The organism is Phocaeicola plebeius DSM 17135 (genome assembly GCF_000187895.1).
In the GTDB taxonomy this organism is placed as follows: Bacteria; Bacteroidota; Bacteroidia; order Bacteroidales; family Bacteroidaceae; genus Phocaeicola; species Phocaeicola plebeius.
The window spans coordinates 138972-160492 of record NZ_DS990118.1 but is presented as its reverse complement, the minus strand read 5'-3'; the positions used below and the strand labels follow the sequence as shown (position 1 = coordinate 160492).

16 protein-coding genes are annotated in these 21521 nt (G+C 41.3%); 15 read left to right on the top strand and 1 reads right to left on the bottom strand.

Annotated features, from left to right (window positions below):
* Positions 1–9: 9 nt before the first annotated feature.
* Both susD and BACPLE_RS00600 read left to right on the top strand, forming a co-directional pair.
* Positions 10–1677 (top strand): starch-binding outer membrane lipoprotein SusD, encoded by a 1668-nt coding sequence (gene susD, locus BACPLE_RS00605; protein ID WP_007557901.1) that lies wholly within the window; start codon positions 10–12, stop codon positions 1675–1677.
* 20 nt (positions 1678–1697) lie between these two features.
* Positions 1698–2861, top strand: a complete 1164-nt coding sequence (locus BACPLE_RS00600; protein WP_007557899.1) for a SusF/SusE family outer membrane protein — start codon at positions 1698–1700, stop codon at positions 2859–2861.
* A 69-nt stretch (positions 2862–2930) separates the two neighbouring features.
* On the opposite strand, the gene lptB is transcribed toward BACPLE_RS00600, so the two are convergent.
* Positions 2931–3749, bottom strand: a complete 819-nt coding sequence (gene lptB / locus BACPLE_RS00595) for an LPS export ABC transporter ATP-binding protein (RefSeq protein ID WP_007557897.1) — start codon at positions 3747–3749, stop codon at positions 2931–2933.
* Positions 3750–3888: 139 nt separating this feature from the next.
* Between lptB and BACPLE_RS00590 the strand changes: the two genes are divergently transcribed.
* From BACPLE_RS00590 to BACPLE_RS00530, 13 genes are all read left to right on the top strand, one after another.
* Positions 3889–4632, top strand: coding sequence for an MlaE family ABC transporter permease (locus BACPLE_RS00590; protein ID WP_007557896.1), 744 nt, complete (start codon positions 3889–3891; stop codon positions 4630–4632).
* Positions 4629–5402 (top strand): ABC transporter ATP-binding protein, encoded by a 774-nt coding sequence (locus tag BACPLE_RS00585; RefSeq protein ID WP_007557894.1) that lies wholly within the window; start codon positions 4629–4631, stop codon positions 5400–5402. Before BACPLE_RS00590 ends, BACPLE_RS00585 begins: the two co-directional genes overlap by 4 nt.
* A gap of 207 nt (positions 5403–5609) precedes the next feature.
* Entirely contained in the window at positions 5610–6956 is a 1347-nt protein-coding gene (gene tig, locus BACPLE_RS00580; protein ID WP_007557892.1) for a trigger factor, read from the top strand.
* Positions 6957–7114: 158 nt separating this feature from the next.
* Positions 7115–7786 carry an ATP-dependent Clp endopeptidase proteolytic subunit ClpP gene (clpP, locus tag BACPLE_RS00575; protein WP_022053439.1) on the top strand — a complete coding sequence of 224 codons (672 nt, stop codon included), beginning with the start codon at positions 7115–7117 and terminating at the stop codon, positions 7784–7786.
* A 31-nt stretch (positions 7787–7817) separates the two neighbouring features.
* The gene (clpX, locus tag BACPLE_RS00570; RefSeq protein WP_040312287.1) at positions 7818–9068 is read left to right on the top strand and encodes an ATP-dependent Clp protease ATP-binding subunit ClpX; all 1251 of its coding nucleotides are present in this window, start codon (positions 7818–7820) and stop codon (positions 9066–9068) included.
* A gap of 142 nt (positions 9069–9210) precedes the next feature.
* Positions 9211–11394 (top strand): DNA helicase RecQ, encoded by a 2184-nt coding sequence (gene recQ, locus BACPLE_RS00565; protein WP_007557886.1) that lies wholly within the window; start codon positions 9211–9213, stop codon positions 11392–11394.
* A 163-nt stretch (positions 11395–11557) separates the two neighbouring features.
* Positions 11558–13033: an IMP dehydrogenase gene (gene guaB / locus BACPLE_RS00560; RefSeq protein ID WP_007557884.1), complete on the top strand. Its 1476-nt coding sequence runs from the start codon at positions 11558–11560 to the stop codon at positions 13031–13033.
* A gap of 124 nt (positions 13034–13157) precedes the next feature.
* Positions 13158–14465, top strand: coding sequence for a peptidylprolyl isomerase (locus tag BACPLE_RS00555; RefSeq protein WP_081458086.1), 1308 nt, complete (start codon positions 13158–13160; stop codon positions 14463–14465).
* Between the two features lie 61 nt (positions 14466–14526).
* Positions 14527–15900 (top strand): peptidylprolyl isomerase, encoded by a 1374-nt coding sequence (locus BACPLE_RS00550; protein ID WP_040312310.1) that lies wholly within the window; start codon positions 14527–14529, stop codon positions 15898–15900.
* Positions 15900–17597, top strand: coding sequence for an OstA-like protein (locus tag BACPLE_RS00545; RefSeq protein ID WP_007557878.1), 1698 nt, complete (start codon positions 15900–15902; stop codon positions 17595–17597). Before BACPLE_RS00550 ends, BACPLE_RS00545 begins: the two co-directional genes overlap by 1 nt.
* Before the next feature lie 3 nt (positions 17598–17600).
* Complete coding sequence (locus BACPLE_RS00540) at positions 17601–17897, top strand: hypothetical protein (RefSeq protein ID WP_007557876.1); 297 nt, start codon at positions 17601–17603, stop codon at positions 17895–17897.
* Positions 17894–19951: a DNA mismatch repair endonuclease MutL gene (mutL, locus tag BACPLE_RS00535; protein WP_007557875.1), complete on the top strand. Its 2058-nt coding sequence runs from the start codon at positions 17894–17896 to the stop codon at positions 19949–19951. The genes BACPLE_RS00540 and mutL overlap by 4 nt, the downstream gene beginning before the upstream one ends.
* Positions 19952–20179: 228 nt before the next feature.
* On the top strand, positions 20180–21508 hold the full coding sequence (locus BACPLE_RS00530; protein WP_040312286.1) for a TolC family protein: 1329 nt from the start codon (positions 20180–20182) through the stop codon (positions 21506–21508).
* Positions 21509–21521 lie beyond the last annotated feature (13 nt).

The following is a 21521-nucleotide window of genomic DNA, read 5'->3' as shown; positions in this document are numbered from 1 at the left end:
TTAAGACGTATGAAAGCTAATTATTTGAAACATATATTTTCTGCTGCATTGATTGTGGCCATTTCATTAGGGAATGTTTCCTGTGTCAATGATTTGGACATTAGTTCTATTGACCCGCAAAGTTCATCTAGTTTTGACCAAGATGCAGCTTTTGTTAAGCAATATGCATTGTTGGGATTGACAGGGCAGAAAGGTCTTGCTGGAACTCCGGATTTGGATGGACAGGATGAAGGCGAATCGGGCTTTTACCGTACTATTTTTAATTGTCAGGAATTACCTACAGACGAATGTGTATGGGTGTGGCAAGACAATGTCGATATTCCTCAGTTTACTAATATAGCATGGAATTCTTCAAGTCAGCGTACGGAATGGGTTTATGTGCGATTAGGTTATGACATTACGCAAATGAATTTCTTCTTGGATCAGATTGCGGATAAATCGGATCAGGAATCTTTGCGGCAGCGGGCTGAGGTGCGTTTCTTGCGTGCGTTACATTATGCTTATTTCCTTGACCTGTTCGGCAAGGCGCCTTTCAAGGAGCATTTTGACAATGATTTGCCGGTAGAGAAAACAGGAAAGGATTTATTTGATTACATCCAGAATGAACTCAGTGAATGCGAGGCAGACATGTATGAGCCGGGACAAGCTCCTTTTGGTCGTGCAGACAAAGCTGCTAACTGGTTGCTGAGGGCTCGTGTCTACTTGAATGCGGAGGTGTATACCGGTACGGCAGATTATGAAGATGCCAAGACGTATGCAGATAAAGTTATCAATAGTGGTTATTATGAATTGTGCGATGACTACAAGCTGATGTTTATGGCTGATAATGACCAGAATGAAAAGGCCATGAAGGAAATTATTCTTCCTATTCGTCAGGATGGTATGAAAACTCGAAATTATGGAGGATCTACTTATTTGATTTGTGGCACGCGTACGGGTGGAATGCCTCATATGGGTACTACAAATGGATGGTCTTGCTTGATTGCAAGAAATGCGCTGGTATATAAATTCTTTGATGAAGACAAAGTCCCTATGATTCCTGAAAATGTAGAGGTACCAGGACAGAGTGATTTTGCAAATGATGAGGCTATTGATTCATGGGATGCTCAATATGGTGTACGGACGCAGGATATGATTAAGGCAGCTGGAGATGACCGGGCTATGTTTTATTCTGGAGCAGGTGGAGGAAAGAGAACGATGGATCCGAAATCCATTACTGGTTTTCAGAGTGGTTTGTCAATTGTGAAATGGCAAAATATCCGCTCAGATGGAGCTTCTACCAGTCATACAGAATATCCAGATACAGATATACCTTTGTTCCGTTTAGCAGAAGCTTATTTGACCCGTGCTGAAGCCAACTTCCGTCTGAATCAAAAAAGTTTAGCATGGGAGGATATTAAAACATTGCGTGCGAAACGTGGTTGTACCAAACAACCTACATTGAATGAACTAACAGAGATGTATTTATTGGATGAATGGTCACGTGAATTTTATTTGGAAGGCAGACGTCGTAGCGATTTGATACGTTTCGATTGTTTTACAACTGATAAGTATTTGTGGGACTGGAAAGGTGGTGCGAAAGAAGGAAAATCAGTAAGCGATATTTATAATGTATATCCTATCCCTGCTACAGATTTGAATAATAACAATAATATGCATCAAAATGAAGGGTATTAATTTATAAGAATTTTGGTAATATGAAAAAAATAATATTTCCCATTTTATCATTAATCGGATGTATACTTCCGTTATTAACAGCTTGTAATACGGATATAGATGATAATCCGGTTTTACATGAAGCTGAAACTTTTGTCCTTGAGACTCCAGATGACAAACTTTATGATTTGGGAGAAGCTCAAGATACAGTTGTTCTGACATGCGCACAGCCTGCTTATGGCTTTACTGCTGCTACTACCTATAGTGTGCAAGTTTCATTGGAGGAGACATTTGTTGATGAAACTGAAGAGGTAGGGTCTAATTATAAGGTTTTGTCTACTGCTTATACATCTTCTACGGTTTTATTGAAACCTGCGGAACTGAATGCTGCAATTGTAGAATTGTGGAAACAGGCTAATCCGGATGTGGAAACCTATATAGGTATCGTGATTCCAGTGTATGTTCGTCTTACGGCAGTAATTACAGGTAGTGAATTGGGAAATTCTGTTTCCAATGTAATTAAAATTAATCAGATAAAACTGGGTGAGGTTGTTTCTACCATAGCACCTCCAGAAGAAATGTATCTTGTAGGTTCAAGTATCGGAACGTCTTGGGGTACATGGAAACCAATGGTTAGTGTAAATGGCCTGGCGGGGGAATTCTGGAGTATGGTTTATTTTGACGCAGGGGCTGAATTTAAGTTTGGCAAGTTTGAGCAAGACTGGAATGGTTACTCGAAGATTCATCAGTTTAATGATAATGCTGGAGCTGGTCTTTCTGACAGTGGTGATAATATCAAGGTGGATAAAGGAGGATGGTATATAGTGTATTTGATAGCTGAAGTGAATGGAGAGGATTATCAGTATACCATGAATTTCTACAAGCCTAATGTATATGTGTTGGGAAATACGGTGGGGGATTGGAATTATAATGATGCTTATTTATTCTCTGTTCCTGAAGATAAAAACGGTAGTTTTGTGTCTCCGGCCTTAATTGCTACGGGTGAAGTCCGCATGTGTGTCAAAGCAGACACTGATTGGTGGCGACTTGAGTTTACATTAAAGAATGGTGAAACAATTTTCTATCGTGAAAATAATGCTGTAAATAATGGATGGACAGATTTAGGAGAAGAGTATTCTTTATCAGCTAATTCTGGACAGACTATTTCATTGAATTTTACAGATGGAACCGGGTCGCTTAATTAAATAAAATGTGATTGACATAAAAATAAGGAGCTTCTCATTAATACAATTGAGGAGCTCCTTATTTTTATGTTATTCTTTAATTTCTTTCAACTGGAAATCCTTTCTTCGAAGTACGAAACTGTTACTCAGGTATTTTTCACGAACAATCTTGTTTTCAGCTAGTTCTTCCGGAGTTCCCTGGAAGAGGATTTTTCCTTCAAACAGCAGGTAAGCGCGGTCGGTGATGCTAAGTGTTTCCTGTACGTTATGGTCTGTAATCAGAATACCGATATTCTTGTCCTTCAGTTTCCAAACGATATGCTGGATATCTTCCACGGCAATCGGGTCTACTCCGGCAAATGGCTCATCAAGCATGATAAATTTAGGGTCGATAGCCAGACAGCGGGCAATTTCTGTACGGCGACGTTCGCCTCCGGAAAGTTGGTCCCCTAAGTTCTTGCGTACTTTCTGCAGACGGAACTCGGCAATCAGGCTTTCCAGTTTCTCTTTTTGATATTCCGGTGATTTATTAGTCAACTCCAATACAGAAGCGATGTTATCTTCCACGCTCATTTTGCGGAATACGGAAGCCTCCTGTGCCAGGTAACCGATACCATTTTGGGCTCGTTTGTAAACAGGGTAGGAAGTTATGTCTTTATCATTTAGATAAATATGTCCTTCATTGGGGACAATCAATCCGGTAGTCATATAGAACGAAGTGGTCTTACCCGCACCGTTAGGGCCGAGCAGTCCAACGATTTCTCCTTGTTTCACATTGATGGAAACATGGCTTACCACTGTTCGTTTCCCATATTTTTTGACCAGGTTCTCGGTTCGTAGCACCATTCTGCCGTCTGAAGGTAATTCAAACTTTTCGGTTGTAGATTCTTGATTTTCTTGTGCTGCCATTGTCCTTTTGTTTGCTGTTCAGTCGTGCAAAAGTAGTAAAAATCTTGGCTTCTGTGGTTCTTAATTCGAAAATCCTCCTGTCTTTTATTATAATATAGCTAAAAAGCACTACTTTTGCGTCAAACATGATTGTAATAATATGATAAAGCCTGTTACAAACCTCGGAAAATACCTCATGTTGATGGGGCGTGTATTTTCCCGTCCGGAACGTTTCCGAATGTATTTTAAGCAATACCTGAATGAAATGGTACAATTGGGTATCAATTCGATTGGTATTGTGCTGCTGATATCTTTCTTTATCGGTGCCGTAATTTGTATTCAGATTAAATTGAATATTGAAAGTCCTTGGATGCCGCGTTTCGTGGTGGGATATACCACTCGTGAAATCTTGCTGCTGGAGTTCTCGTCTTCTATCATGTGTTTGATTTTAGCGGGAAAAGTTGGGTCGAACATTGCTTCGGAGATTGGTACGATGCGGGTGACGCAGCAGATTGATGCACTGGAAATTATGGGAGTAAACTCAGCCTCTTATCTGATTCTTCCAAAGATTCTGGGATTGATGACTATGATTCCTTTTCTGGTGATTTTCAGTATTTTTGCGGGAGTGATAGGTGCTTTCTGTACAGCCTGGTTTGCCGGTATCATGAATGCGACGGATTTGGAATATGGTTTACAGTATTGCTTTGTGGAATGGTATATCTGGTGTAGCTTTATTAAATCCTTATTTTTTGCCTTTATCATAGCCAGTGTGTCTGCTTATTTTGGATATACGGTAGAAGGAGGTTCTATTGCGGTGGGTAAAGCCAGTACGGACTCTGTTGTTTCAAGCAGTGTCTTGATTTTGTTTTCAGATTTGATACTTACACAATTGTTGATGGGATGATACAGCTAAATTCTATATGCAAGTCATTTGAAGGACGTACAGTTCTTGAAGATATTAATTTTTCGTTTGACAACGGGAAAACCAACTTGATTATCGGACAGAGTGGTTCCGGTAAGACGGTACTGATGAAATGTATCGTAGGGCTGCTTACTCCGGAGTGCGGGGAGATTCTGTATGACGGACGTAACCTGTTGGACATGGGAAAGAAAGAAAAGAAAGCACTGAGACGTGAAATGGGCATGATTTTTCAAAGTGCAGCATTGTTCGACTCACTTTCTGTACTGGAAAATGTGATGTTTCCACTGGATATGTTCTCTAATGATACTTACCGTGACCGGGTGAAGCGGGCACAGTTTTGCCTGGATCGTGTGAACTTGATTGATGCGCAGTCAAAATATCCTGGAGAAATCAGTGGGGGTATGCAGAAGCGTGTGGCTATTGCACGTGCTATTGCTTTGCAGCCGAAATACTTGTTCTGTGATGAGCCTAATTCTGGGCTTGACCCTAAAACTTCATTGGTGATTGATGATTTGATTCATGATATTACCAAAGAGTATAATATGACCACAATCATTAATACACATGATATGAACTCTGTGATGGGTATTGGTGAAAGCATATTGTATATTTACCAAGGTCACAAGGAGTGGGAAGGAACAAAAGACGAGGTATTCAATGCCACGAATGAGCGGTTGAATAATTTTATATTTGCTTCAGATTTGCTGCAAAAGGTGAAGAAAGAGGAAAATAGCAAGGCTCGTAAAGTTTAATATTGACAAGACTCAGGGTGAAATAACAAGGAACGGTAGAAGGTGGATATGCTTTCTGCCGTTTTTTATTTGGATGGTTGATAAGGATTCTAAAGCCGTAAAGATTTTTTAGCTTGTCAGTTTGGTTATTGAAAGATTAAACATTATTTTTGCAACCTCTTTTGGTAAATACGAGAAATAATTAATAATTAAATAAATAAGTCGAAAATGAATATTTCATTGCAAAATGTAGACAACGTAAGCGCTGTGCTTACTGTTCAGATTGAAAAAGCTGATTATCAGGAAAAAGTTGAAAAAGCACTGAAAACTCTTCGTCAGAGAGTAAATATGCCTGGATTCCGTAAAGGAATGGTTCCTATGGGATTGATAAAAAAACAGTACGGAACTTCTGTATTGCTGGAAGAAGTTGACAAACTGTTGCAGGAAAAAGTAGGTGAGTATATCCGTGAAAACAAAGTTAACATGTTGGGTACTCCTCTGCCGAAAGAAAATAACGCAAACTTTGAAACTGATGAGAATTTTGAATTCTCTTTCGATATTGCATTGGCTCCTGAATTCAATGTAGAATTGTCTAATAATGATACTGTTGACTACTATGATATTAACGTAACAGATGAAATGGTAGATCAGCAGGTAAATATGTACAGACAGCGTACTGCTAAGTATGACAAGGTTGAAGACTATCAGGATAAGGATATGCTGAAAGGTTTGTTGGCTGAGCTGGATGAGAACGGTAATACAAAAGAAGGTGGTGTGCAGGTAGAAGGTGCAGTAATGATGCCTTCATACATGAAGAACGATGACCAGAAAGCTATTTTCAACGGTGCGAAGGTAAATACTGTATTGGTATTTAACCCGTCAGTTGCTTTCGATAACAATGAAGCTGAATTGGCTTCTCTGTTGAAAGTGAAGAAAGAAGAAGTGGCTAACTACAAAGGTAACTTCAGCTTCCAGATTGAAGAAATCACTCGTATGATTCCGGGTGACTTGACTCAGGAACTGTTCGATCAGGTATTGGGTGAAGGAAAGGCTCACAGCGAAGAAGAATTCCGTGCTCAGATTAAGGAAACAATTGCAAAACAGTTTGAAGCTGACAGCGATTATAAGTTCTTGTTGGATGTACGTACTTACTTATCAGAAAAGGTTGGCAAACTTCAGTTTGCTGATGAACTGATGAAACGTATCATGTTGGAAAACAACAAGGAAAAAGGTGAAGAGTTCGTTTCTGAAAACTACGAAAAGAGCTTGGAAGAACTGACTTGGCACCTGATTAAAGAAAAACTGGTAGCTGCTAACGATATTAAGGTAGAACAGGCTGATATCACTAACATGGCTAAGGAAGCTACTCGCGCACAGTTTGCTCAGTATGGCATGATTAATGTTCCTGATGAATTGTTGGAAAACTATTCAAAAGAAATGTTGAAGAAACGTGAAAGTGTAGAAGCTCTGGTAAACCGCGTTGTTGAATCTAAGTTGTCTGAAATCTTGAAAGGTCAGGTAACATTGAACCACAAAGCTGTTTCTGCAGAAGAATTCAACAAAATGTTTCAATAAGCAATTTGGCTTTCAAAATTGATTGCTAAAATATTCTAAAAAAGGAGGCTTTTAACTTGACTTCTTCTGTAAGATAGAAGTGTTTTGTACTTTTGTTTTTTCAGAGGAAAGGGGGTTAAAAGCCTCTTTTATATTGTAGAATTAATATAAGGATTATGATGGACGATTTTAGAAAATATGCTACCAAGCATCTCGGAATGAACAGTATGGTACTTGATGATGTCATCAAGTCGCAAGCAGGATACTTGAATCCGTATATTTTGGAAGAACGTCAATTGAATGTGACGCAGTTGGATGTCTTTTCTCGTTTGATGATGGATCGTATCATTTTCCTCGGAACCCAGATTGACGATTACACAGCTAATACTTTGCAGGCTCAGCTTTTGTATCTGGATTCAGTGGATTCTGGTAAGGATATTTCTATTTATATCAACTCCCCAGGCGGTTCTGTGTATGCAGGTTTAGGTATTTATGATACCATGCAGTTTATCAGTAGCGATGTGGCTACAATTTGTACAGGTATGGCAGCTTCTATGGCAGCCGTATTGTTGGTAGCTGGAAAAGAAGGAAAACGTTCAGCTTTGACTCATTCACGCGTGATGATTCATCAGCCGATGGGAGGAGCGCAAGGTCAGGCTTCAGATATTGAAATTACTGCTCGTGAAATTCAGAAACTGAAGAAAGAACTGTATACAATCATTGCAGATCACTCTCATACGGATTTTGATAAGGTTTGGGCAGATTCTGACCGTGATTATTGGATGACGGCATCCGAGGCTAAAGAGTATGGTATGATTGATGAAGTGCTATCTCGTAAACCTTCATTGTAACACTGTGATTTACTTAAAAACTAGATAGGCTTTGGAAGAAAAAAGGACTTCAAGAAACTCGAAAAGGAGATGTAGCTTTTGCGGTCGCACAGAAGACGAAGTGGGCTTCCTGATTACAGGAGTGAACGGATGTATCTGTGACAGTTGTGCAGAACAGGCACACGAAATCGTAAAAGAAGCGATGCATCATCAAGGACAGGGGCAAACAGATCTGAATTTGTCTGAGCTCCCTAAGCCGAAGGATATTAAAGAATTCTTAGACCAGTATGTGATCGGTCAGGATGATGCAAAACGCTATTTGGCTGTAGCGGTGTATAATCATTACAAACGTTTGCTTCAGCCTAAGGATAAGAATGATGTGGAGATTGAAAAGTCAAACATCATTATGGTGGGAAGTACTGGAACAGGTAAGACATTATTGGCTCGTACCATTGCTAAGTTGCTTCACGTACCTTTTACCATTGTAGATGCGACTGTGCTGACCGAAGCAGGGTATGTGGGAGAAGATATTGAAAGTATTCTGACACGCTTGCTTCAGGTGGCTGACTATAATGTAGAGGAGGCAGAACGGGGTATCGTTTTCATTGACGAAATTGATAAAATAGCCCGGAAAGGAGATAACCCTTCCATTACGCGTGATGTAAGCGGAGAAGGAGTACAGCAAGGCTTGTTGAAGTTGCTGGAAGGTTCTGTGGTGAATGTCCCTCCTCAGGGTGGACGTAAGCACCCTGATCAGAAGATGATTCCGGTCAATACTAAGAATATCCTGTTTATTTGCGGAGGTGCTTTTGACGGTATTGAACGAAAAATCGCTCAACGTCTGAATACAAATGTGGTAGGATATAGTGCCGCGAAGGAAGCGGTGAAAATAGACCGGGGAAATTTGATGCAGTACATTGCTCCTCAGGACTTGAAATCATTCGGTTTGATACCGGAAATCATTGGCCGTTTGCCGGTACTCACCTATTTGAACCCATTGGATCGTATGGCCTTGCGTAATATTCTTACAGAGCCCAAAAATTCAATTATCAAGCAGTATGTAAAATTGTTTGAGATGGATGGGGTGAAACTGGAATTTGAACCGGAAGTGTTTGAATATATTGTCGACAAGGCGATAGAGTACAAATTGGGTGCTCGTGGCTTGCGTTCTATTGTGGAAACCATAATGAATGATGTCATGTTTGAAATTCCGTCACAACAGACCGAACGTTTTGTGGTGACGTTGGATTACGCCAAGCAGCAAATGGGGAAGGCAAATGTTTCCCGTCTGCAAATGGCATAATGTAAAGGTTTTTTAGTGAGAAAATAAAAGCTTCCGATGAAATATTCCCAGAAATATTTGTGTAATATGAAAAGTTGTTTATAACTTTGTTACATGCGGAAACAAAATTTCTACAATCAATGAAAATCTAAATCCAAGAACAATGGCGGAAAATATCAATTTAGTAGCAGCTCTTAAAAAGTATTTTGGATTCGATACTTTTAAAGGAAACCAGGAGGCGATTATCCGAAACTTATTATCAGGAAAGGATACGTTTGTGTTAATGCCTACAGGAGGTGGAAAGTCATTATGCTATCAGCTTCCTTCTCTGTTGATGGATGGAACTGCTATTGTGATTTCACCGCTTATTGCCCTGATGAAGAACCAGGTGGATGCTATGCGTAATTTTAGTGAGGAAGATGGTATTGCTCATTTTATTAATTCCTCATTGACAAAATCGGCTACTGATCAGGTGAAAGCTGACATCATGGCCGGAAAGACAAAGTTACTTTATGTAGCTCCTGAATCTTTGACGAAAGAGGAGAATGTAGATTTTCTGAGACACGTGAAGATTTCATTTTATGCGGTAGATGAGGCACATTGCATTTCGGAATGGGGGCATGACTTCCGACCGGAGTACCGCCGGATTCGCCCGATAATCAATGAAATTGGAAAAGCACCAGTGATTGCTTTGACGGCAACGGCTACTCCAAAGGTAAAGATGGATATCCAAAAGAATTTGGGAATGATGGATGCAACGGAATTCCGTTCGTCATTTAATCGTCCGAATCTTTATTATGAAGTACGTGCCAAGTCTGCTAATGTGGATAAAGATATTATTAAGTTCATCAAGCAGAACGAAGGCAAGTCAGGCATTATCTATTGCTTGAGCCGAAAGAAGGTAGAAGAGTTGACTGAAATATTGCTGGCAAATGGCATTAAGGCCCGCGCTTATCATGCAGGAATGGATTCTGCTACCCGTAATGGGAATCAGGATGCTTTCCTGAAGGAAGACATTGATGTGATTGTCGCTACGATTGCGTTTGGAATGGGTATTGATAAACCGGATGTACGCTTTGTGATTCATTATGATGTACCTAAGAGTTTGGAAGGGTATTATCAGGAAACCGGACGTGCAGGACGTGACGGTGGAGAAGGACAGTGCATTACATTCTATTCCAATAAGGACCTGCAGAAACTGGAGAAATTTATGCAGGGAAAGCCTATTTCAGAGCAAGAAATCGGACGTCAGCTATTGCAGGAAACAGCTGCTTACGCAGAATCTTCAGTGTGTAGAAGAAAAATTTTGTTGCATTATTTTGGAGAGGAATATACGGAAGATAATTGTGGTAATTGTGATAACTGTTTAAATCCAAAGAAACAAGTGGAGGCTCAGGATTCGTTGTGTGCAGTGATTGAAGCAATCATTGCCGTAAAAGAAAACTTTAAGCAAGATTATATTATCGATATATTGTTGGGTAAAGAAACATCTGAAGTGCTTGCGCATAAGCATGAAGACTTAGAGGTGTTTGGTTCAGGTATGGGAGAAGAAGAAAGATTGTGGAATGCAGTCATTCGTCAGGCTCTTATCGCTGGTTACCTAGCAAAGGATGTGGAAAACTATGGCTTATTGAAAGTTACGCCAGAAGGACATAAGTTCTTGAAAAAACCGAAGTCGTTCAAGATAGTTGAGGATGCAGACTTTGAAGAAGAAGAGGTAGATGAAACTCCGATGAGAAGTGGAGCTTCGTGTGCAGTAGACCCCGTGTTGTATTCCATGTTGAAAGACTTGCGGAAGAAAATGGCAAAGAGACTGGATGTACCACCTTATGTGATTTTCCAGGATCCTTCTCTTGAGGCAATGGCTACTATTTATCCGGTTACTTTGGAAGAATTGCAGAATATTCCGGGCGTAGGAGCTGGAAAGGCTAAACGCTATGGTCAGGAATTCTGCGAATTGATTAAGAAGCACTGCGAAGAAAATGAAATAGACCGTCCGGAAGATTTGAGAGTGCGTACTGTAGCTAACAAATCTAAGTTGAAGGTCTCTATTATTCAGAGTATCGATAGAAAGGTAGCTTTGGATGATATTGCAGTGGCAAAAGGTATTGAATTTGGTGAATTGTTGGATGAAATCGAAGCTATTGTATATTCAGGAACCAAACTGAATATTGACTATTTCTTGGAAGAAATTATGGATGAAGACCACATGCAGGATATTTATGATTATTTCAAGGAATCAGTAACTGATAAGATTGATGATGCAATGGATGAACTGGGTGACGACTATACAGAAGACGAAATTCGTCTGGTACGTATCAAGTTCATTTCTGAAATGGCTAATTAATCATTTATTAAATGATATTGTACAGCTGCTTGTGAGGGGCGTTCCTTGCAAGCAGCTGTTTTATTTGATAGGTATGTGGTATAAAAAAGATGTTAACTGCTTTTTTACTTTTTGAGAAAATTCTGTATATTTGCACGCAATAAAATCTAAAGCATAAAGCCCTATGTCATTTATTGCAGATAAAGTTGTTATGGACGGATTAACTTACGATGATGTATTGTTGATTCCGGCCTATTCTGAGGTTTTACCTAAAACAGTCGAACTCTCGACTAAGTTTTCACGTAACATTGAGTTGAAAATTCCGTTTGTAACTGCAGCTATGGATACAGTTACCGAAGCACAGATGGCCATTGCCATTGCTCGTGAAGGAGGTATCGGAGTAATTCATAAGAACATGTCTATCGAGGAGCAAGCTCGTCAGGTAGCAATTGTGAAACGTGCGGAAAACGGAATGATTTATGATCCGGTGACCATTAAGAGAGGTTCTGTAGTGAAAGATGCACTCGATTTGATGGCTGAATACAAAATCGGAGGTATTCCTGTAGTAGATGATGAGAATTACTTGGTTGGTATTGTTACAAACCGTGACCTGCGCTTTGAAAAGGATTTGAATAAGCGTATTGATGAGGTGATGACAAAGGAAAACATTGTAACAACAGAGCCGGGTACAGACATGGAAACTGCTTCCAAGATTCTGCAGGAAAATAAAATTGAAAAACTTCCGGTTGTAGATAAGGATGGAAAGTTGATAGGTCTGATTACTTATAAAGATATCACAAAAGCAAAAGATAAACCAATGGCTTGCAAAGATTCTAAAGGTCGTTTGCGTGTAGCTGCCGGTGTGGGAGTAACTGCTGATACATTCGACCGTATGGAAGCTTTGGTGAACGCTGGTGCAGATGCCATTGTAATTGATACAGCTCACGGACATTCTATGTACGTGATTGAAAAGCTGAAAGAAGCTAAGAAACGTTTCCCTGGAATTGATATTGTTGTAGGAAATGTAGCTACAGGTGAAGCAGCTAAGATGTTGGCTGAAGCTGGTGCTGATGCAGTAAAAGTAGGTATCGGCCCGGGGTCTATCTGTACAACTCGTGTGGTTGCTGGTGTAGGTGTTCCTCAGTTGACAGCCGTATATGATGTAGCAAAAGCCTTGGAAGGAACTGGTATTCCTTTGATTGCAGATGGTGGTTTGCGTTATTCAGGTGATGTGGTGAAAGCATTGGCAGCTGGTGGTTATAGCGTAATGATCGGTTCATTGGTTGCAGGTACAGAGGAATCTCCGGGTGACACAATCATCTTTAACGGTCGTAAGTTTAAATCATATCGTGGAATGGGTTCATTGGAAGCTATGGAGAATGGTTCAAAAGACCGTTATTTCCAGAGTGGAACTACTGATGTGAAAAAGCTTGTTCCGGAAGGAATCGCTGCTCGTGTGCCTTATAAAGGTTCTTTGTATGAAGTGATTTATCAGCTGGTAGGTGGTTTGCGTGCCGGTATGGGTTATTGCGGAGCTCATAATATTGAAGAGTTGCATAATGCGAAGTTTACTCGTATCACTAATGCAGGAGTTCTGGAAAGTCACCCGCACGATGTATCTATTACAAGCGAGGCACCTAACTATAGTCGTCCTCAGTAAGATAATCTTTGACTTATATAATACGGATATAATCATTCTGACGTCAGGCAGACTTGCTTTTGGTGAGTCTGTTCTGGCGGACAGGATGATTTTTTGTTTAATGAAATGATGAATAGAATCTGTTATGTATAGAATTGCGTGGTTATTCCTATGTTTGTTGATGGGATTGGAATTCTCTGTTTCTTATGCAGAAGATCGCAGAGTACTTTTCCGGATTGATGGAGAGGAAACTTCAGTAGAGGAGTTTGAGCATTATTATACCCAGGTATATGCAGTTAGTCGTGTATCTGTAGAACAGTTCTTGCCTCATTTCTTGTATTATAAATTGAAGGTGGCAGATGCTAAAAGACAAAGCTGGGATACTATCACTGATTTCCGGTTGCAATGCAGTGCCTTGCAAAATGAAATCCTGAAATCGGAAAAGAGGGGAGTGCCCCAAAAACAAGATACTCTTTTAAATTGGGTAAGATTTCGTCAGATTTCGTTTCTTTTGCCCCAACATGCTTCTTCCGAACAGGAACGTGTAGCCAGACAGCGTATAGATTCCGTTTATACGGCTTTAAAAAATGGTATACCTTTTGAAAAACTGGCACAGCCCTATATCAAGAATCTGTTGCCTTCTCCTTATTTGGATGGCGAGTGGATTCCGGAAAGATGTCTGATAAAAGAGTTTACCGAGCAATTGAGCACATTGAAGAAGGGGAATTATTCTGCTCCATTTTTTTCTCCTTTAGGTATTCACATCGTGTATTTATTGGATCGCAGGCAAGGGGTATATCCATCAGGAGCGACTGGAAATGTGGCTGTGCAAAAGGTTGCTAATTCAGGTCCAACCGAGTGGAAAGATAGCCTGTTGAACAAGACTCGAATGGAGTTGTGTCAAGTTTCCGATGGCTTGCTGGCTGCGTATTGGGATAAGCGCCATGGAGGCACAAAATCAGGTAATATTTCTGATAAGGAATTGCAGAACTATTTTGAAAGTCATAAAAACGATTATACATGGGATTTACCTCATTTTAAGGGAGGAGTGATACATTGTTTGAACAAAAAAGTGGCTTCAAAGCTGAAAAAGAGATTGAAAAAATGTCCGTTAGATAAATGGAATGAGGAAATTTCCGCTTTTTCTCAAGAGAATCCCGAATGTAAGGTCGTTGTAGAAACAGGTTTGTTTCAGATTGGAACAAATCCTTATGTGGATAAATTAGCTTTTAAATGTGGACATTTCACTCCTCGTACGGATTTACCTTATGCTTTTGTATTGGGAAAGCGCCTGAAGAAAGGGCCGGAAGACTTTCAGGATGTGCGCGATGAGGTGCAGCGTGACTATCGTTTGTGGACGGAGAGAGCACAAATGGAAGAGTTAAAGCGAGGCTTCAGGATTGAAATTAACCAAGACATTTTAAAAACCGTTAATTGTAGCGGAAAAAAGTAATTAATGCCGTATCTTCGTCCTTTGTAATGTAATGGACCAAAACAAATCAAATAGACAGAAAATGAATAAATTGATTATGACTGGTGTCTTGGCTATTTTGCTTGCCTTGACAGGAACAGTACCCGCCGTGGCACAAGATAATGTGATTGATGAAGTGGTGTGGGTTGTCGGCGATGAAGCCATTCTGAAATCAGACGTAGAGAATGAACGTTTGAATGCACAGTATGAAGGCCGCCGTTTTGATGGTGATCCCTATTGTGTGATACCGGAAGAATTGGCTGTGCAGAAACTTTTTCTTCACCAGGCAGAGATAGATAGTATTGAAGTGAGCGATCAGGAAGTTCTGCAGCAAGTAGAAACACGAATTTCATGGTTGACTGACCAGATTGGTTCAAAAGAAAAACTCGAAGAATATTACAATAAGACTTCTACCCAGATACGTGAAATGTTGCGCGAGAATATTCGTGACGGACTGACGGTACAAGAAATGCAGAAGAAGATTGTAGGAGACATCAAGCTGACTCCTGCGGAAGTGCGTAATTATTTCAGTAAGCTTCCTCAGGACAGTATTCCTTTTGTACCTACTCAGGTAGAGGTGCAGATTATTACCAGAGAACCTAAGATTAAGGAAGAAGAAATTGAACGTGTAAAGAAAGAACTGCGTGATTTTACAGATCGTATCAATAAGGGAGAAACTACTTTTTCTACGTTGGCCCGTATGTATTCAGAAGATCCGGGCTCTGCTCGTCGTGGAGGAGAATATGGTTTCACAGGTCGTGGGGAGTTGACTCCGGAGTTTGCCAATGTGGTATTTAACCTGACTGACCCGAAGAAGATTTCAAAAGTGTTTGAAACAGAATATGGTTATCATATAGCTCAGTTGATTGAAAAGCGTGGTGACCGTGTAAGCTATCGCCATATTTTGATTAAGCCTCGTGTAGATGAGAAAGAAATTGAGGCCGAACTGAATAAATTGGATACACTGGCTAACGACATTCGAAAAGGAAAAGTAACTTTTGATGAAGCGGCTACATGGGTATCTCAGGATAAAGATACACGTAACAACCACGGTTTGCTGGCTAACCCGCAGACTTCTACTTCTCGTTTTGAAATGCAGCAGCTGGCTGGCTTGATTTCTCAGGAAGTAGCAAAGACCGTAGAGGGAATGCAGATTGGCGAAGTATCCAAACCTTTTACAATGATTAATGCAAAAGGAAAAGAAGTGTGTGCTATCGTAAAATTGAAAAATCGTATTGACGGACATAAAGCTACAATCTCAGAAGACTACCAGCGTCTGAAAGACATTGTTACAGCTAATCGCAGTGAAGAAAAACTGCAAAAATGGATTGTAGAAAAACAAAAAAATACTTACGTGCGTATCAACCCGTCTTGGCGTAAGTGCGATTTTAAATATCCGGGATGGATTAAACAGTGATGAGAAAGTCTGCAATTTTTTTGTTCTTTGTGACATTTTGCCTGACCATTCTTGGCCTTTCGGCACAAGGGGGAATAGCTGTGCCTCCACAGACTGCGCGTACGAAGGTGAAGACTGAGGGGAAACAAAAGACAGAGGATTCCAAACAGCGTCCGGTAGCTAAAAGTAAAGTCTATCTGTTACATTCCGATTTGTTACGCAAGGATGCAAGTCATCCGGACGCACAGATTGTAACCGGTAACGTAAAGTTCCGTCATGATAGTGTGTACATGTATTGCGACAGCGCATGTTACTATGATAAAGTCAGCAGTTTTGAGGCTTTTGGTAATGTGAAAATGGTACAAGGGGATACGTTGTTTCTTTATGGCGACCGGTTGTACTATGATGGATTGACGCAGATTGCCGAGATGCGTTGCAATGTCCGTATGGAAAACCGTACCACTACATTGCTGACCGATAGCCTGAATTATGACCGTGTATACAATCTGGGGTATTTCTTTGATGGAGGAACCCTGATGGATGAACAGAATGTGCTGACTTCTGAATGGGGAGAATATAGTCCTCAGACTAAGCAATCCGTATTTAATTACAATGTAAAGCTGGTGAACCCTCAGTTTACACTGACTTCGGATACCTTACGCTATAATACGGCTTCGAAGATAGCTGATATTGTCGGCCCTTCGGATATTTGGAGCGATGCCAATCACATTTATTCAGAAAAGGGAACTTACAATACCGTAACAGGTAAGGCCGATTTGTATGACCGTTCTGTGCTTACCAATCAGGGAAAGCAGCTGACCGGTGATACGCTTTTCTATGACCGTAATACAGGGGTGGGAGAAGCGTTCAGCCGGATGGTGATGACGGATACGATAAACCGGAACATGCTTACCGGAGAATATGGCTATTATAACGAGCAGACAGATTATGCCTTTGCTACGGATAGTGCCGTAGCTATAGACTATTCTCAGGGAGACAGTTTGTTTCTTCATGCGGATACTTTGCTGATGGAAACTTTCCATCAGAATACCGATTCTATGTTCCGTGAGATGAGAGCCTTTCACAAAGTACGTTTTTATCGTACCGATGTGCAGGGCACGGCCGATTCGTTAGTATTCTCCACTGTAGACAGTTGTCTTACGATGTATCGTGATCCGATTATCTGGAACAAGAACCAGCAGCTTTTAGGCGAAGTGATAAAGGTCTATATGAACGACAGTACAATTGACTGGTCGCACATCATTGGGCAGGCACTATCAGTAGAACGTGTGGATTCAACGATTTATAACCAGGTGACAGGAAAGGAGATGAAGTCCTATTTCGCGAACGGAGAAATGCGAAAGACGGAAGTGATAGGTTCCGTACGAGTCGTTTATTATCCGATGGACTCAGACAGTACGCTGATAGGCATGAATGTATCTGAAACCAGTAAACTGGAAATCTATCTGCAAGACCGTAAGATAGAGCGCATGGTGATGAGTCCGAAATCCAATGGTGTGTTATATCCGATGTCGCAGATTCCTGCCGGAAAAGACCGTCTGGAGAATTTTGTGTGGTTTGATTACATTCGTCCGCTCAATAAGGCCGACATCTTTAATTGGAGAGGGAAACGAGTGGAAGACCAGCTGAAGAAAAATGTGCGTGGTCCGGTCGTTTTGCCGAATGCCCGATTGTTTGAAAATAAGAAGGAGGAATAATATATGGGAATGTTTACAATGAGAAAGCCTCGCGGATTCCGTCATGAATACATTTATGTGGATGAGCGCAAGGAAAAACTGCAGAAAATAGAAGAGACAGCCAAACGTGAACTGGGAATGCTTCCTCCTAAAGAGTTTAATCCGGAAGACATTCGTGGTAAGTTTGTAGAAGGTACTACCTATCTGAAGCGCCGCAAGGAAAGCGGACGTAAACCTCTGAGTTACGGAGCCATGTTTGTGGCTATTGTGGTATTGCTATATATTTTACATTATCTGATTACAGGAGAATTTACACTATGACATCGGGAGATGTAATCCGTTTGTTGCCGGATTCTGTAGCCAATCAGATTGCGGCAGGAGAAGTCATACAGCGTCCGGCTTCTGTGATAAAGGAGCTGGTAGAGAATGCTGTAGATGCCGGAGCAAAAAATATAGAAGTGCTGGTGACGGATGCCGGAAAAACATGTATACGTGTCATTGACGACGGACGAGGTATGTCGGAAACGGATGCTCGTATGGCTTTTGAACGTCATGCCACTTCCAAAATTCGGGAGGCGGCCGATTTGTTTGCCCTTCATACCATGGGCTTTCGTGGAGAGGCCTTGGCTTCCATCGCTGCCGTAGCACAAGTGGAGCTGAAAACTTGTTCCAGTGAAGACGGATTAGGTACTTTCATTCAGATTTCCGGTTCTCAGGTAGAAAAGCAGGAGGCAGTGGCCTGCCAGCGAGGCAGTGACTTCTCTGTGAAAAATCTGTTCTTCAATGTACCTGCCCGTCGGAAGTTCCTGAAATCCAATCAGACGGAGTTAAGTAACATTGTAGCTGAATTCGAACGCATTGCGCTGGTCAATCCCGATATATCTTTTGTGCTGAGCCATAATGGTACAGAGATGCTGAACCTGCCAGCCCTTCCTTTGCGGCAGCGTATTATGGGAGTGTTTGGCAAGAAACTGAACCAGGAGCTGCTTTCATTGGACATTGATACGACCATGGTGAAAATACATGGATATATCGGTCGTCCTGAATCGGCCCGTAAGAAAGGAGCGCGCCAGTTCTTCTTTGTGAATGGTCGTTATATGCGCCATCCCTATTTCCATAAGGCTGTGTCCAGTGCGTACGACAACCTGATTCCGGTGGGTGAACAAGTATCTTATTTCATTTATTTCGAAGTGGAACCTTCCGATATAGATGTCAATATACACCCTACAAAGACAGAAATTAAGTTTGAGAATGAACAAGCCGTATGGCAGATTCTTTCTGCGGCAGTAAAGGAAACATTAGGACGTTTCAACGCGGTACCTTCGATTGATTTTGATACAGAAGGTATGCCGGACATTCCTGCCTTTGAGAATTCTCCTTATACGGTGGCACCTCCTCAAACCAGCTTTGATCCTTCTTATAATCCCTTTAATACTACAGCTGTGCCTCCTTCTGCTTACTCTTCTGCATCAGCAACCAATAAAGAAACGGAGAGGGAGAGCTTCGGACAGGATGTAAGAGAATGGGGTGCGTCTACAGGCACCTCTGTACGTTCTTCCATGAATAAAGGTGGAATGCCGGATTTTGGCAGAAGCGGAAATTATACTCCTTCGTTTGGCAGTCACAAAAATCGGGTAGAATGGGAACCTTTGTTTGAAGGGCTGGAACGTACTTCGTCGGATTCGGATATTCAACCGGAAGAAGAAGTACGACCGTTTTTCCCAGAATCAACAGAATGGGGACAGGCTTCTCAAGAAGATGCTGTTACTCCATCTTTCTCTGGTGAAGAAGGTGAAAAGCAGTCTCAGGAAAATTCCATGCACCATTATCAGTATAAAGGCAGCTATATCTTGACTTCTGTAAAGTCTGGGTTGATGATTATTAATCAGCAGCGTGCCCACATCCGTATTCTCTTCGACCGCTATATGGCGCAGATAGAAAATAGAAAGAATGCTTCTCAGCGAATGCTGTTTCCGGATATGGTACATTTCTCTCCTTCTGAGATACCTGTGCTGGAGGAGTTTATGGACGATTTGAATGCCTTGGGATTTGATCTTAGTAGTTTGGGAGGAGGTACTTATTCTATTAACGGTATTCCAGCTGGAATTGAGGGATTGAATCCAGAGAAACTGGTTACCGAAATGATACAGACTGCAATCGAGAAAGGTTGCAAAGTGAAAGAAGAGGTACAAAGTATGCTTGCACTTTCATTGGCAAAAGCAGCTGCTATTGTACCGGGGCAAGTACTGACTGATGAGGAAATGAACCGTCTGGTCGATGACTTGTTTGCCGTATCTACTCCGAACTATACGCCAGATGGAAAGACTGTGCTGACAGTATTGAAGGAAGATGATTTGGAGAAGATGTTTAAATGATAGAAATTCTACGAATAATACAATGTGTAATCCGGGTTCTCGCAAACGAGTAATCCGGATTTTTTTATTTGTATCACACTGATTTTCGATTTCATTTTTGCAACAAACGTAATTTTAATCTATCTGAAAGTTCCAAAAAGGAAAATCTGAACAGCTCCTCTTCTTTTATGAATAATCGTGTAAGTGCCTGACATACTACCTTTGCTTCAGATTAAGAAACGAGAAAAAATGAAGCAATTAGTAGTTATTTTTACACTGTGGTTAGTGTGGATGCCTGTCGGGGCACAGAAGACACTGACATTGGAAGAATGCCTGAAATTAGGCATTGAAAATAATCTCTCGCTCGAAGGAAGCCGCAATGAGATGCGGAAAGCCAAACATCTTCTTAGCGAGAATCGTGCAAAACTGTGGCCGCAAATCAGTGCGGTGGCGGGGTTCAATGACAATTTTAATCCACCGGTATCTGTCACCGATGGGTCGGCCTATGGGAATCTGTACAATGTAACCAAAACTTTGCAGTACAATGCATCGGCAGGGTTGCAGTTGCAGATGCCGCTTTATAATCAGACGGTGTATACGGCAGTCGATATTGCCCGCACCCTGAATGAGTTGAACCGTCTGTCGTATGAAAAGGCACGTGAGGACCTGATGATGCAAATCAGCAAGATGTATTATCTGGGGCAGAATACCATGGAGCAGCTGACACTCATTCAAGAGAACATGGTGCGGTTGCGGGAACTGCGCGACATCACTTTGGCATTCTTTGACAATGGGATGGCCATGGAGGTGGATGTAAAGCGTGTCAATATTAACTTGGAAAACCAGCAGGTGCAGTATGACAATGCAAAGTCCATGTTGGTGCAGCAGTTGAATCTTTTGAAATATGTGATGGACTATCCTGCGGAAGAAGAAATTACACTGACTCCTGTAGATACAGAAAGGATGCAGTCGGCTTCGCTGACCGGTCTTCGTAGCGATTTGTATGAATTGCAACTCTTGCAATCACAGGAGAAGCTGGCCAGGCAGCAAAAGGATTTGATTCGTCAGGGATACCTTCCTTCGCTGACACTGACCGGAAGCTGGATGTATTCAGCATATACGGATAAGGCCCGCCACTGGTTCCATTCCGGACCTTCCAATCACTGGTATCCTTCTACCGGATTGGGGATTACACTTCGTGTCCCGATATTCGACGGTTTTGACAAGCGGGCACGTATCCGGAAAGCTCAGATTGACCAGGAAAATGCAAAACTGAATTATGAGAATACGCTCAAGAACATGCAGACGCAGTATCTGAATGCCACAAACGAGCTGATGAACAACCAGCGTAATTTTAAAAAGCAGAAAGACAATTATTTGCTGGCAGAAGATGTGTATCAGGTCACAACTGACCGGTATCGAGAGGGAATCGCTTCCATGACCGAGGTATTGCAGGATGAAATGCGCATGAGTGAGGCGCAGAATAATTATCTCAGTGCACACTACAACTATCAGGTGGCTAATCTTGCTTTACTGAAGCTTACAGGGCAGATGGATCGCTTGTTACAAGGAAATTAAATTCATTAAATCA

What these genes read in the sequence shown, in the direction of transcription:
- susD (WP_007557901.1), top strand. Translation starts at nt 10, where the DNA reads ATGAAAGCTAATTATTTGAAACATATATTTTCTGCTGCATTGATTGTG.
- BACPLE_RS00600 (WP_007557899.1), top strand. Translation starts at nt 1,698, where the DNA reads ATGAAAAAAATAATATTTCCCATTTTATCATTAATCGGATGTATACTT.
- lptB (WP_007557897.1), bottom strand. Translation starts at nt 3,749, where the DNA reads ATGGCAGCACAAGAAAATCAAGAATCTACAACCGAAAAGTTTGAATTA.
- BACPLE_RS00590 (WP_007557896.1), top strand. Translation starts at nt 3,889, where the DNA reads ATGATAAAGCCTGTTACAAACCTCGGAAAATACCTCATGTTGATGGGG.
- BACPLE_RS00585 (WP_007557894.1), top strand. Translation starts at nt 4,629, where the DNA reads ATGATACAGCTAAATTCTATATGCAAGTCATTTGAAGGACGTACAGTT.
- tig (WP_007557892.1), top strand. Translation starts at nt 5,610, where the DNA reads ATGAATATTTCATTGCAAAATGTAGACAACGTAAGCGCTGTGCTTACT.
- clpP (WP_022053439.1), top strand. Translation starts at nt 7,115, where the DNA reads ATGGACGATTTTAGAAAATATGCTACCAAGCATCTCGGAATGAACAGT.
- recQ (WP_007557886.1), top strand. Translation starts at nt 9,211, where the DNA reads ATGGCGGAAAATATCAATTTAGTAGCAGCTCTTAAAAAGTATTTTGGA.
- guaB (WP_007557884.1), top strand. Translation starts at nt 11,558, where the DNA reads ATGTCATTTATTGCAGATAAAGTTGTTATGGACGGATTAACTTACGAT.
- BACPLE_RS00555 (WP_081458086.1), top strand. Translation starts at nt 13,158, where the DNA reads ATGTATAGAATTGCGTGGTTATTCCTATGTTTGTTGATGGGATTGGAA.
- BACPLE_RS00550 (WP_040312310.1), top strand. Translation starts at nt 14,527, where the DNA reads ATGAATAAATTGATTATGACTGGTGTCTTGGCTATTTTGCTTGCCTTG.
- BACPLE_RS00545 (WP_007557878.1), top strand. Translation starts at nt 15,900, where the DNA reads ATGAGAAAGTCTGCAATTTTTTTGTTCTTTGTGACATTTTGCCTGACC.
- BACPLE_RS00540 (WP_007557876.1), top strand. Translation starts at nt 17,601, where the DNA reads ATGGGAATGTTTACAATGAGAAAGCCTCGCGGATTCCGTCATGAATAC.
- mutL (WP_007557875.1), top strand. Translation starts at nt 17,894, where the DNA reads ATGACATCGGGAGATGTAATCCGTTTGTTGCCGGATTCTGTAGCCAAT.
- BACPLE_RS00530 (WP_040312286.1), top strand. Translation starts at nt 20,180, where the DNA reads ATGAAGCAATTAGTAGTTATTTTTACACTGTGGTTAGTGTGGATGCCT.